Annotated in this window: 6 protein-coding genes; 5 read left to right on the top strand and 1 reads right to left on the bottom strand. The window is 66.2% G+C overall.

From position 1 onward, the window contains the following. Positions 1 to 28: 28 nt before the first annotated feature. Both MB818_RS15570 and MB818_RS15565 read left to right on the top strand, forming a co-directional pair. Positions 29 to 1,585, top strand: coding sequence for an FAD-binding oxidoreductase (locus MB818_RS15570; protein WP_238905684.1), 1,557 nt, complete (start codon positions 29 to 31; stop codon positions 1,583 to 1,585). 16 nt (positions 1,586 to 1,601) lie between these two features. Next, complete coding sequence (locus MB818_RS15565) at positions 1,602 to 4,625, top strand: adenylate/guanylate cyclase domain-containing protein (RefSeq protein ID WP_234217178.1); 3,024 nt, start codon at positions 1,602 to 1,604, stop codon at positions 4,623 to 4,625. Here MB818_RS15565 and MB818_RS15560 read toward each other — a convergent pair. Beyond that, on the bottom strand, positions 4,620 to 5,321 hold the full coding sequence (locus MB818_RS15560) for a Crp/Fnr family transcriptional regulator (protein WP_234177007.1): 702 nt from the start codon (positions 5,319 to 5,321) through the stop codon (positions 4,620 to 4,622). The genes MB818_RS15565 and MB818_RS15560 overlap by 6 nt on opposite strands. Before the next feature lie 261 nt (positions 5,322 to 5,582). On the opposite strand from MB818_RS15560, the gene MB818_RS15555 reads away from it, so the two are divergent. The 3 genes from MB818_RS15555 to MB818_RS15545 are packed head-to-tail and all read left to right on the top strand — an operon-like array spanning position 5,583 to position 13,647. Continuing rightward, positions 5,583 to 8,348: a S8 family serine peptidase gene (locus tag MB818_RS15555; RefSeq protein WP_238905683.1), complete on the top strand. Its 2,766-nt coding sequence runs from the start codon at positions 5,583 to 5,585 to the stop codon at positions 8,346 to 8,348. Next, positions 8,345 to 10,351 carry a trypsin-like serine peptidase gene (locus MB818_RS15550; RefSeq protein WP_238905681.1) on the top strand — a complete coding sequence of 669 codons (2,007 nt, stop codon included), beginning with the start codon at positions 8,345 to 8,347 and terminating at the stop codon, positions 10,349 to 10,351. The genes MB818_RS15555 and MB818_RS15550 overlap by 4 nt, the downstream gene beginning before the upstream one ends. Beyond that, complete coding sequence (locus tag MB818_RS15545; protein WP_238905679.1) at positions 10,351 to 13,647, top strand: hypothetical protein; 3,297 nt, start codon at positions 10,351 to 10,353, stop codon at positions 13,645 to 13,647. Before MB818_RS15550 ends, MB818_RS15545 begins: the two co-directional genes overlap by 1 nt. Positions 13,648 to 13,667 lie beyond the last annotated feature (20 nt).

The raw sequence follows: 13,667 nt of genomic DNA, 5'->3' as shown, positions 1-13,667 counted from the left end.
GCTTTGGTATGATAGTCGTGCGCAACGTTTGCGCGAAAGAGCCGCAATCTGGACCCATAACCGGATCAAGAACGAGGCTCTCCAAGGCCTTCCCCCGAAATACGCAGAAGAGCTTCAAAAGAGAATTCTGGGCACGGTGGTGCTGCCGGGCGATCCCGAATACGACACCGACCGGATGCTGTCGAACCCCCGGTTCTCGGCCTATCCGCAGGTCATCGTCTATTGCGAGGTCGAGACCGACGTGGCCGAATGCCTGCGGGTGGCGCGGGCGCTGTCGATGGCGGTCGTGGTGCGCTCGGGCGGGCACAGCACGGCGGGCTTCTCGTCGCAGAACGGGTTCCTGATCGATGTCGGCCGGATGAACGATGTCTGCGTCAGCCCCGAGGCGCTGCGCGCCTGGGTTGGACCGGGCACCAAATTCAGCAAGTTCAACGCCAAGCTTCTGCCCTATAATCTGCACACGCCCGGCGGCGCCTGCCCCGATGTCTGCGTGGGCGGCTACATGCAGGGTGGCGGATATGGCTTTACCGCGCGTATTTTCGGCATGAACTGCGACCAGGTCGAGGAAATCCGCGTGATGATGACCGATGGTCGCATCGTGCATGCCAATGCCGAGGTGAACCCCGATTTGTTCTGGGCGGTGCGCGGCGGCACCGGCAGCAATTTCGGCGTGCTGTTGGGGGTCAAGTACCGGCTCTATCGCAGCTCGACCTTCGCGGGCTTTTCGGTGCGCTGGTCGATGCAGACCGATGCGGGCGTTCAGGATGCCGCCACCTCGCTGGCCTGGCTGCAAGAGAACTTCATGCGTACCGGTGCGCCCGACACCATGGGTTATCAGATGATCTGGGCCTTTGAGGGGCCCGAGGGGCAGACCAAGGAACCGGTGCTGCTGATGCGCGGCATGTATCGCGGAACCCGCGAGGAGTTGCAGGAGAAGCTGGCCCCGGTGCTGGCGCTGCCGGGCGCGACCTTGCAGGCGCTTTATGATCCGCAGCAATATATCGACCTGAACCGCATCCTGCTGAGCGAGCCCTACGAGGTGCCGGAATTCCCCGCCGACATGTCGCCGATGCCGCCGCCCGAGGCGAAGATCAGCCGCTATGTCGCCAAGCCGATCGACGCGGCAGGCTGGAAGACGCTGCTGGACTATTTCCGAACCTCACCCAGCCCCTATACGATCGCCGCGATGGAGATCTATGGCGGCGCCATAGCCCGGATGCCGAAGAGCGAAACCGCCTTTTTTCACCGGGATGTGTATTGCGACCTGTTCTTTGACGTGTTCTGGCTGACGGAACAGGAGAAGGAAACCATGCTGGCGTTCATCGCGGGGTGGGAGGCGGCCTTTGCCCCGCATTGGACCGGGCAGAGCTATCAGAACTATCCCAGCCCGGACAATCCCGGCTTTGCCGATGAATACTGGGGTGATACCTATTGGCTGCTGCGTTTGATCAAACACAAGTACGACCCGCTCAACCTGCTCCGCTTCCCGCAGAGCATCGAGCCGCTGGAATGGCATCCGCCGGGGCCGGGTTTCCCGCCGGGTTTCCATGGCTTCGAGGAACCGATCAAGGCGATCACCGGATAACGGAGAAATGACCGACATGTCCCGAACCATCGGCTCTGTCACCTCCTGGCTGGCCGATCTCGGCCTGGAGGCTTATGCCGAGCGGTTCGAACAGGCCGATATCGACCTGGAGGTGCTGGAGCATTTGTCGGATCAGGATCTGACGGATCTCGGGGTGACCTCACTGGGGCACAGGCGCAAGATCCTGGCACGCATCGCCGACCTGCGCGATGCGCCTGCCGCCGTTGTGCCTCCCGCCCCGGTCGAGGACCAGAGCGAACGCCTCTATCTGACCGTGGTGTTCTGCGATCTGGTCGGATCAACCCAACTTGCCCATTCCCTGGGCGAGGAACGGTTCACCGATCTGCTCGGTGAATTCTACCGTGCGGTGGACGGCGCGGTGGATCGCTATGGCGGACATGTGGCGCAGTATCACGGCGACGGGGTGTTGATCTATTTCGGCTATCCGCAGGCGCTGGAGGATGCCGCGCTGCGCGGGGTGATGGCGGCCTGCGAGTCCTGCCGCCGCGTCGGCGCCATCGCGGTGCCGGGGGCGCGGCCGATGCAGGTGCGGGTCGGGGTCGCCTCGGGGCCGGTGGTGATTGGCGACCGGCACCTCAGCCAGCACGCGCGGGGCGGGCGGGCCTATGGCGCGGTGGTCAATCTGGCCGCGCGGCTTCAGGCCGAGGCGCAGCCGGGCGGTGTGGTGGTCTCGGACACCACGGCGGCGCTCATCAAGCATCATTTCGAGTTGAATTTCCTCGGCCTCAGGCAGCTCAAGGGGATCGACGAACCCGCGCCGGTCTACGCGGTCGAGGCACGCCGGACCCCCGATCTGGGCATGGCGCTGCTGGCGCGTCCAGACCGGGTGCCCTTTGTCAATCGCCGGGCGGAACTGGCGCGGCTGTCGGCCTGCTGGAATGCGGTGGCGATGGGGGCGTTCAACCTGATCACCGTGGCCGGTGAGCACGGGATCGGAAAATCACGGTTGGTGGGAGAGTTCCTTGACCGTCTCCGGCGCGAGGACCGGCCGGTGCGCCATGTCAACTGTCCTCAGCAAGGCCGCGACACACCCTATGGCGCCTTCCGGCTGCTGTTGGATCACGATCCCGATCTGCCTGCCGCAGCGACCCTGCGGGCCGAGTTGGAGGCCGTTCCCAGAGCCACCCAGGCCGAGCGCCGTCAGCGCCGGGCGCGTGTGATCGGCCTCTTGGCCGATCATTTCGGCAGAACCGCATCCGGGGCCAAGGTATTGTGGATCGACGATCTGCAATGGGCCGATCCCTCGACCATAGACGTTCTGCTGACACTGGCCTCGCGCCGCCCGCCGGGCCTGATGCTGATTGTCAGCGCCCGCAACGCACTGCCCGACCCGCGCTTGATGCATGTGGACGGATCGGTGCCGATCTCGCTGGGGCTGATGTCACCGGAGCATACCAACAGCATCGTGCGCGAGGTGCTTGGAGATGTGAAGGGCGCCGAGGCGCTGGTGGCGCCACTGGTGGCAAGGGCCGAGGGTATTCCCGTCTTTGCCGAGGAACTGGCGCTGGAGATGCGCGCGCGGCTGGCCGGGCCCGAGGATGTGGCTGCCGACAGCCTGCCGGACATGTCTGTGCCCTCCAGCCTGCAACAGAGCCTTCAGGCCCGCATCAGGCGGCTGGTCCGCGCCCGACCCCTGCTGCGACTGGTGGCAAGCATAGGGCGCGAGGCGCCCTTGCCGCTGCTGCGCGACCTCTGGCCCGGTCCCGGCTCCATCGAAGAGGCGCTGGACGAGCTGATCGCGGCGGGGCTGGCGGAACTTCACCTTGCCCGCGACAGCCAGCACGACAACCGGCTGATCCTGCGGCACCAGCTTCTTCAGGATTGTGCCTATGACATCATCCTGACCCGCGATCGCGAGCGCATTCACACCGCCATAGCCGAAGCTCTGGACCGGCGCCGCGCGGCGGGGCAGGCGGTGGAACCGACCTTGCTGGCCGATCAGCTGGAGCGCGCCGGGCGGTTGCGCCCTGCCGCAGAACTGTGGGCCGAGGCCGGGCGCGCCGCTGCCGCGCAATCGGCTGATGCCGAGGCGGTGGCCCTGTTCCGCCGGGCATTGGCGCTGCTGCCCCGGATCGGCACCAGCGAGGGCGACTGGAGCGATCAGTTCGAGGCCGACACGCTGCTGGCGCTGTTCCCGGCGCTGATCGGGGCCAAGGGATACCGAGCCGCCGGCGAGGATGTGCTGGGCCGGATCAATGCGCTGATCGAACGTACTGGTGGCAGCCAGCGGGTGTTCTCGACCATGTTCTTTCGCTGGATCGACATCTGCGTGCAGGGCGATATCGACGCGGGCCACGAATTTGCCGTGGGGCTGGCCGATATCGCGCGCTCGGATCCGACCGGCCTGCATGCGCTGGTGCTGGACCGGATGCTGGGGTCGAGCCACATGTTCCGGGGGGAGTTCGACGACGCGCGACAATATCTGGACCGGTTCCTCGCCACCTATGACCCGGCCCTTCATGCCGAGCCGTTGCGGCCGTTCGGCGCCACCGACAATCACGCCACCGTTCTGTGTTGCATTGCCGCGATCGAGGCCTTTACCGGCACCCCCGAGAACACCCGCGCCGCCACGGCGGCGGCGCTGGCCTCGGCACGTGCCTCCGAGATGACCCACACGTTGTGTCACACGCTCACCTTTGGTGCCGCCTTTCCGGCGGCGATCCGCCGAGACTGGGGGGCGTTTCGCGACCATGCCAGCGAGTTGAAGCAACTGGCCCAGAGCAGGCAACTGGCCTTTTGGCTTGTCTATGCCCGGATGCTGACCGGCATCGGGGATATTGCCGCGGGACGGGTCGACGAGGGCCAGGCCGAGTTCGACTATGGCAGCAGGGTTCTGGGCGAGCAGGGGTTCGAATTCCTGCAACCCACCTTTCGGGTGATCCATGCCATGGCCGAGGAAACCGCGCGGCGCGACGGACCAAGCGGCGATCTGGCGGCGCTGGAACGCGCGATCCGTTCGGGCGAGCGCTGGATGCTGCCCGAATGCCTGCGGCTCAAGGAGCGCTGGGGCAGGTCATAGCCCTTCGAACAGTTGCTCGATATCCGCGATTTCGAGCCGCCGACGCCCAGTCTCGATCACTCCGGCGGCGGCAAGCCGTGCCATCACGCGGCTGACGGCCTCGCGGGTGGCGCCAATATAGTTGGCAATCGCGTCATGGGTCGGGCTGGGTTCTAGAACGCCGCCCGGCTTGAGCTGCCGTGCCGCCTGCGCCTGCTGGATCAGCAGCGCCCGCACCCGCTTGTCCACGTCGTGCACCACCAGGCCAAACACCCGTTCGGTCAGTGTCCGGTTGCGCTCGGCCAGGTCGATGGCCAGGTTATGCGCCAGCCGCGGCTCTCGCGCCATCCAGTCGAGCAACCGCTGCGCCGGCATCCGCGCCAGAATCGTGGTTTCGGCGGCAGAAATGGTGAGAGAGCGCGGCCGCCCGTCCAGAGCCGACAATTCGCCGAAATAGCGACCTGATGTGATCTCGGTAAACGCGACTTCCTTGCCATTGGGCGACAACAAAAGACCAACCAGACGACCGCGGACCACAACGTACATTTCGGTCGAGGTTTCACCCTGCTCCATGACGGTCTGGCCGGTATAGACGGTGACAAGCTCCAGATCGGCCGCGAATTCGGCCAGAACCTCGGTCTCGAGCCCGGCCAGCAGCGAAACGCCCGTCAACACGGTTTCAAGCGGCGGAATGGTTTTTCGGTTCGTGGGGCGCACGCGCTGCCTTCCTTCTCGACCGAGACTTGTAAATCCAAGGGGTTAAACGTCTATCTGGACAGAGGAGTACTGCGTCGGCGCCCGATTGCCAAGTCCCGTGCGCGGGGGCGGACAGAGAACCGATTGCACAACGCAAGGTAATACCCGCGCCCCATATGCCCGCAACGCGCGAGGGTTTTTCTTCAAATCACGGAGCGTCGGTGCTAGAGTTGCGGGATATTTGAGACCTGATTTCCCATTCGCATATTGAAGGAGACCGCCATGCTGGACCTGTTGAAAGCAGCGGCGCGGGTGGCCACACCCACGGGGCAAGAGGCGCTGCCCACAGACATCCTGTCCTTTACCCTGGAATACCCCGAACCGGTCACGGTTGAGGCCGTGCGCGGCGCCATCGCGACACTGCTGGAAGGGGATCGGTTCGACTTGTTCCGCGCGACCCAGGCGGATGACGACATGCTGGTCCTGCAATTCCCTGGCGTTCCGATCGAACAATCGCCCGGATACCTCTTTGCCGAGGCGGCGGCGTTGAAAGAGGCGCTGGGTCTGGTTTCGGTCACGCCCGATATCCTGCCGCCCTTCACCGATGCCGAAAGTGTGCCGCCCCCTGTTGAAAATGTGGGCGATGTGATCTGGGACCTGTGCCGGGCGCACACGCCGCCGCTGGCGGATCGCAACTGGGCGCTGCGGCTGATCCGGGCCGACCGGGCAATGACACGGTTCGGGGTCACCGGCGCCGGTCAGCGGATCGGCCAGCCCGATACCGGCGTGGCCGCCCATAACGAACTGGATCACGGTATCGACATGGCGCGGGGTTACAATTTTGTCGACAACACGCCTGACCCGACCGACCCGCTGTTGCCCTCTATGGGATCACCGGGCCATGGCACCGGCACCGCCTCGCTGGTGATCAGCCGCCGCTCGGGCCGGGTCAATGGCAGCGCACCGCGCGCCTCGCTGGTGCCGTTGCGGACCAATAACGCCGTGGTGGTCGGGTCCTGGGTTCCGGTGGCCCGCGCGCTTGACCACGCGCGGGCCCAGGGCTGCCGGATCGTGACCATGAGCCTGGGCAGCGGCTTTGGCCCACGGGTGATGCGCCGGGCTGTGGCGCGCGCGGTCTCGGCGGACATGATCGTGATGGCGGCGGCGGGCAATTGCGTGCGTTTCGTCACCTATCCCGCCTTTGACCGCAACGTGATCGCGGTGGCCGGGGTCGACCATGCCGGGCGGCGCTGGCGCGGCTCGTGCCGGGGCCCCGAGGTCGACGTCTCGGCCCCGGCCGAGAACCTGCATGTGGCCCGCCGCCGTCCGGGTCAGGTTGATCTGAGTGATGTGACCGATACCGGGCAGGGTACCTCCTTTGCCGTTGCGCTGACGGCCGGGGTGGCGGCGCTGTGGCTGGAGCATCATGGCTGGAGCGCGCTGCGGCAGGAGGCGCATCGTCGTGGCTGGCCCCTGCAAGAGCTGTTCCGCGCCGCGCTGCGTCAGACCGCGCACGCGCCCGCGGGCTGGGATCACGGCATGATGGGTGCGGGCATCGTCGATGCCGAGGCGCTGCTGGCGCTGGACCCCGCCGACATCGTCGGGGGGGCGGCCTCGGAAAGCGCCGGTCCCGCCGAGCTGCTGTTCGGCGCCGATTTCGACGCAGGCGGATTGCAGACCGAGGCGGAATACCTCGCCTTCGACTGGCGCCTGCGCGAACAGCCCGAAGCCTCGGTCACGGTCGAGAACGCGATGCGCGAAATGCCGTCTCCGGCGCTGGCCGATCTGCTGGGAGACCGGCAGCCGCTGGGCGAGCCGGGGCTGGTGCTGGCCCCCGCCGCGCCACCCGCGCCGCTGGACCGCGCCTTTCGCCGACTGGCTGCCGGGCGCGGCGGCACGACTGAGAGCGCGGCTGACCTCAGCTATGAGGCCTCGGTCGACCGGCTCAGGGGCGAGGGGCTGGATACTGTCATGGAAACGGTCAACGACTTGTTCAAGGCGCGGGCCGAGTCCGCGCCCGATCTGGTCGATACCGCCATGCAGGCCGAAGCGGCGGACAAGATCCGCCAGGCGGTGCAATCGCATCTCGACCCGGACCGCGATGTGCGGCTCAGCCCGGGCGAGGTCGGCTATGCGCTCGAGGCGCTGGTCAAGCTCAGCGGGCGACCCGCGATCCGGGTTCACGAGAACGGAGACGAACTGTTCGATCCACTGCTGGGCAGTTGGCGCGCCGACCTGCTGACGGCGGTCAATCGCTGGCAGCCGCTGGTGCGCGCGGTAGGCCGCATCGACGCCCGCAACCCGCAGGGGGTCTGGGTGCATGTCGGCACCGGGTTCCTGCTTTCGGACGGGCTGGTGATGACCAACCGCCACGTGATCGACGCCTTTGCCGAACCGATGCCCGAGGAAAACGGCCAGCGCCCGTTCAAGCTGCGCTTTCCGGTCTCGATCATCTTCGACCCCGAGGCCTCTGACGAAACCACCCGCTATACCCTGACCGAGGTGGTAACGGCGGGCGCGTCCCGGATCGGGCGGACGGTCAACATGGCGCGGCTTGACATGGCGTTGATGCGGATCGACCCCGACAACAGCCACGCGCCGCCGCCCGACCCGATCGACCGGGGCCTGATCTCGACCACCGATCCGGCACTGACCAAGATACTGGTGGCGGGTTATCCGGCCGAACCGCGCAATGTGCGCGGACCCGACCCGCGCGAGGACCGGGATACCTATCTGGCCTTCTGGGCGCGGCTGGGCGAGCTCTATGGCGACCGCTATGGAGTGAAATACATCAGTCCCGGCATGATCGAGGCACGCCCCGGCGCGGTGGCGGGCGATCCGCGCGGCTGGGCTTTCAGCCATGATGCGACCACCTTGCCCGGAAACTCGGGTTCGGCCATCCTGTCGCTGCACAATCCGGGCCAGCTCTGCGGGCTGCATTTCGGCGGGCAGTCGATGGAGACCAACCTGGCACATGATATTGAGGCGGTGCTGGGGATGGGCGACGGGGCCTTTGCCACCGGGTTGCTGAACGGGCAGGGGGAATGACGGAACAGGACTGGACCGAGGAACGGCTGATCTCTTGTGTGCTGGGCGTGGTGCGGGGGTTGCATTTCGCGCGTCCGCAATTGCGCGGCTGGTACGATGGCTGGCTGGCCGCCCGGCGTCTGCCGGGGGCACCGGTCAGCTTTGCCCATGCAATGGTGGTGACCGGGCGCGGTGGCGGGCTGGACCCGGGCCGCGACGCCGATGCGCTCTGCCTGGCGCTGGCGGCGCTCGGCGGTCCGCAGGCGGTGGCCGACTGTTTTGCCGCCGCCGTGTCGGCGGGCCTGTTCGACATCGGTGCCACGGATCCCTTGCCGGTGCATCGCCGTCAACTGGCGCAAAAGATGATCAGCGCGCTGGGGCTGAAGCGCGCCCATGCCTCGCTGCAACGGGCCAATACCGAATCCCTGGTGAACGAAACCGCGTTCTGGACCGATCCCGGCAACATACTGCCCGGCATCATCCTGGGCCGCAGGCGGCTGTGCCGGGTCGAGGCCCGGAATGATATGGGCGATCGGGTGACCGGCAGCGGCTTTCTGATCGGTCCCTCGATGGTCCTGACCAATTTCCACGTGATCAAGGATGTGATCGAGCTGGACCTGGAGCCGGGCGATCTGCAAATCCGCTTCGACTATTCGTCGACAACCGGCATCGAAGAGGGCAAGGGCGCCGTGTTCGACGTGGCCGAGGACTGGCTGGTTGCTCACAGCGAGACCGGACCCGTTCTGGAGGAAGATTACGCCTGGGACAAGCTGGCCAAGCGGCGTGGCTGGCTGAACGCGGTTGAAGGGTTCTGGGATTATGCTGTCATCCGGCTGACCGGAGCGCCGGGCCTGCAACGGGGCTGGTTCGATCTGGGCAAGGTAACGCAGGACGTGCCGAACGGGGTCTGGATCCTGCATCATCCGGGGTCTGAGGAACACACCATTACCGGCGGCAAGGTGGTCTATGGCCAACCGCGCCAGCACCGCCTGTTTCATCAGGCGACCACGGCGCACGGCTCCTCGGGCGGGCTGGCGCTGGACCAGAACGGCCAACCGGTGGCGCTGCACTATCTGGGGCTTGAGGCCCTGACCCCGCCACCCGATGCCCGGCACCACCGCGCGCTCAACGTGGCGGTGCCGCTGACCGCGATCGCCGCTGATCTGACGGCCAAGGGGATGCTGGGCAAGCTGGCCGAAATCCCCGGTCTCAGCCCGGTGGGGGGCTGTCTGGACGGGCGCCGCCCGGTCTTTGGCCGGGCCGATTACATCGCCGCGCTGGAAAAGCTGTGGAAGGGCGACCGCCGTATTCTGCGGGTACATGTGGAAACCGACAAAGACGTGCCGATCACCCGTCCCGGCAAGAGCTTCTCGGTCGAGATCCTGCGCGCACTCTTTGCCGCGCCCGAGCATCACCATATCGTGTTTCGCGCCGGAGACGTGCAGGTCGACGCCTATCGCATGGCCTGCGATACGCTGGCCAGCTTTGCCCCCGATGCAGTGGCCAGCCTGCCCGAAGCGCCCGACACGACAACGCCCGCCTATGTCAAGCGGCTGGTCTCCAAGTTCATGCAGCAGGTCAACGAACGGCTGGGCGACCGCATGGTCTGGATCCTGCTCGACGATCTGGACCGGCACGACCTGTCCGATGCCTCGGGACGCGAGTTCCTGTCGACGCTCTATGACCAGATCGGGCGGCAAGACAATCTGCGGCTGGTGCTGATCGGCCTGAGTGAAGATATCCAGATCAACGGGCTCGACCCCAGTCTTGTGTTGAAATCAGCAATCCGCACTCGGGATCTGGCCGATCCGGGACAGGTATTCCGTCACTGGCTGAACATGCGCGGGGCGCGGGACAAGCCCTTTGACGAGACCAGCCTTGGTTTTCTCAGCAATATCGTCGCCTCGCTCGCTGGCGCGGACGCGCCGCTGGAGCGGATGTCAGAGTTTGTCGAAACCCATGTGGCGGGTGCGGCGGATGCGCTCTTTGGACGGGTCGGCGCACGGGTTGGAGAGGACGAGTAATGCGAGAGGCCCTGATCGATCTGGCGCACGAGCTGAGCGCGGTTTGCGGTTGTTACGAGCCTGACGAGCTGTGCGACGCGCTCGGGATCGACGGACGACCCGACCTGCGCAACGACGTGCTGGGCGCGCTGTCGCGCGGCGTGACCGAGGTTCTGTGCCCGGCGCCGGGGGCGGCGCCCCGCTATGGCTGGATGCTGGCACCCGATCCGCGCAACGCTGCGCTGCGCCGGTTCCTGACCCGGGCGCAACTGGATCAGGCGCTGGACCTGGCGCCACCTCCCTGGGCCGACGATCTGTTCGGGCAGATGCTCAAGCAGCTGCTGGCCGGTGCGCGGGTCGAGGTGGCCCGGCCCAAGAGCAGCGATGACGAAACCCGCCTGCTGACTCATCTGCGCCACAACGCCGCGATTCTGGATGCGGTCCAGTTTGCCCGTGCGGTGCCGGCGCTGAATGGCAGCCCCCTCGAAACGCTCGAAAGCGAGGCCAAACGGCAAATTCAAGAGGTGCAGAAATGGCGCGATCTGGTCATCGTGCTGCCGCGCCGCCATTTCGGCTATGACAATGTACGTCGGCGCCTGTCCCGCTTTCTGCGCGGCAAGACCAAGGATACGCGGCCTCTGCTGCTGACCGGTACCGGGGGCATCGGCAAATCGGCTGTGCTGGCCCGGCTGTTGCAGGATTGGCAGACCCGCCGCGATGCACCGATCACCGTGATCCTCGATTTTGACCGGCCACAACTCAAATCCGGGGCGCCGTTCCAGATCGCCCGCGAGATTCTGAACCAGATCGCCGTGGGCGTGAACCGCACGTTGGAACCACCCGAGGCCGCCGCGAATGTGTCCAAGCAACTGCGGGCACGGCGGGCGGCCCTGTCCTCGACCGATCTGATGGGCGAGGTGCGCGATCATGGCGCACAGGCCGATTTCCTGGAAAGCCAGTTGCCCGGCTGGTTCCGAGGCGACTGGGCGCATGGACTGCGCTCGCAGCCCATCGCGCTGGCCTTTGACAGTTTCGAGGCGGTCGACCGGCAGGGCGGCGAGGTGGTGCGCCTGATCCTCGACGTCGAGGAACAGTTCCGCCGCGAGCTGCCCGGCCTGCGCTGCGTTCTGTCGGGTCGCGCCGAGCCGCTGGAGGGCGACGAGCTGGACGACCGCTTTGGCCCGGCCTCACGCCGTATCGCGCTGGATGGCCTCTCGGTCGAGGCGGGCGCGCAGCTGATCGAGGAAGAGGACCGGCGCCTGTCCGAGGAGGACATGCAGCGCAAGGGCCTCGACCGCCCCCCGGTATTGACCGACGAGAGTTTGCGTCACACGGTCAGCCGCCTGCTCAAGGGGCATCCGTTGGCGTTGCTGATCTTTGTGCAATACGCGCGCGGCCATGACGGCGATATCGCCGATCTGATTGCTGACCTCGAAGAGGATGGCGCCGAAGCGTTCCGCTCGGAATTCGCCCATCGCTTCCTCTATGAACGCATCCTCGACCGGATCGACGATCCCGAATTGCGCAGCCTGGCCCATCCCGGTCTGGTGCTGCGGCAGATCAACACCGACCTGATCCGCTTTGTGCTGGCGGTGCCCTGTCTGGGCCTGCCCGAGGGTACCGTGCTGCCGCTGAGCAAAGCAGAGGCATTGCGCGAAAAGCTGGAGAACGAATACTGGCTGGTCGAACCGGGAGAGCCGCCCTTTGACCTGCGCCACCGCGCCGATGTGCGGCGGATGATGGTCGCCGGCCTCTTTGCCGGCCCGCGTGAGGCCGATACCGCCGTCGACCGCAAACGCAAGGCGCGGCTGCGCAAGGATGCGCTGGCGGTCTGTTCCGCCGCGCGCGACTATTTCCGGCTGGGTCCGCCCGATGGCGCCGATCAGGGCGCTCGCCAGCGGTGGGAGAAGATGGACCCCGAGATGCGCGATCTTCAGGCGCTCTATTACGAGGCGTTTCTGTCGCCGCGCAAGGTGCCGGAATTTGATGCCGTTACCGCGCGGGCGCTGGACCTGTCGCTGGGCGAGGATCTGGACACTCTGCCCGCCGCCTGGCGGGCGCGGGTGAATGTGCTGCTCGGCCGGGTGCTGAGCAAGGAAGAGGCGTTCGATCTGGGCGACGACCTGCGCGAACTGGCCGAAGAGCAGGAATTCACCTCGGCCGCGCAGCACGGGCTGAGCACGGCGGACGAGGATTTCACCACCGTCAGCGAAGCCAGCGAAAGCCGCGCCGCTGATCCGCTGGGCGTGCGCACGCATGAAGATGTCTATCGCCCCGACGGGTCCGACTGGCGATCGGCCTCGCGCCTGTCGCGCGACATCCAGCGCGCCTTTGCCGCCGCCCGGTTCGCCGAGGTGGCCGATTTGGCGCCGCGCTATTTCGAAGCGTTGCAGACCCGCAGCAAGGACGAGGCAGAAGAAGATAAGGCAAGCGCCTTGCAACGCGGATATTGGAGGCATCCGATCTGGCAATGTCTGCTGGTGGCGGGCAGCGGTACGGATACGGTGGCAATGGCCGCCGCCGCTGACGCGAACATGGAGTTTGTCGGTGATCATCGCGCGATCTTGAGCGCGATCGCCTATACCGAAGCGCGACCTGAACCAAAGGTGATGCAAGGGCTGGGTGATCTGCGCTTTACCAGTTCAAAATCCTATATAGACGCCTACCGCCTGGCCGAAAGTCCTCTGGATAAGTGGCTGATCCGTTCTCGGCCACGCTCGGACACGCTGTGGCGATGGGAGCGCTCAGAGAAGCCCGTTGTTTGCTCTCCGCGTGCCCTGTCGCTTGCGACTGGGCGGGTCAAGCGGGCGGAGGAGGAATTCGACGCCTTGTTCGAGGCCGCTCCCGATCTGGCCGGGCGGCTGGAAAAGTTCTGGGCCCATGGCGCGCCGGGTATTTCGGATATCGCCAACCTTTACCGGCGCTTCGGCGAAGAAGAGGACCTGACCCGGTTGCTGGCCAGCGATGCCATGCCGCAAACGGACTTGGCGTTTCGCATGTTCCGGGGGGTGAACCCCGACCTCTACCCGCCCTTGCGGCGCATCCTCGAGGAGCAGGAGGGTGAGGTGGTGCTGCGTCTGGCCGAGGCCTTGGCCCAGCGGGCCCGCCATTGGCCCGAAGAGCTGAGGATGTCGGCGCTGAGCGGGTACAGCCGCAACCAGTCGGCAACACTGGTCGAGGTGGCGGATCAATGCGGCGAACTGGGCACTCTTTGCGCCTGTCTATCGGAGTTCGACAGCCGCGCCGGCACGGTGCGCGAGATGTTTGACAGCCTCACGGCGTGGTTCTTCCCGTTCGCGCAAGAGCTGGAGGTCTAGACCTGATCACAAGCGACCTG

The sequence above is a fragment of the Ruegeria alba genome, from assembly GCF_022321465.1.
Taxonomy (GTDB): domain Bacteria; phylum Pseudomonadota; class Alphaproteobacteria; order Rhodobacterales; family Rhodobacteraceae; genus Ruegeria_B; species Ruegeria_B alba.
This window is presented reverse-complemented; position numbering and strand designations above follow the sequence as displayed.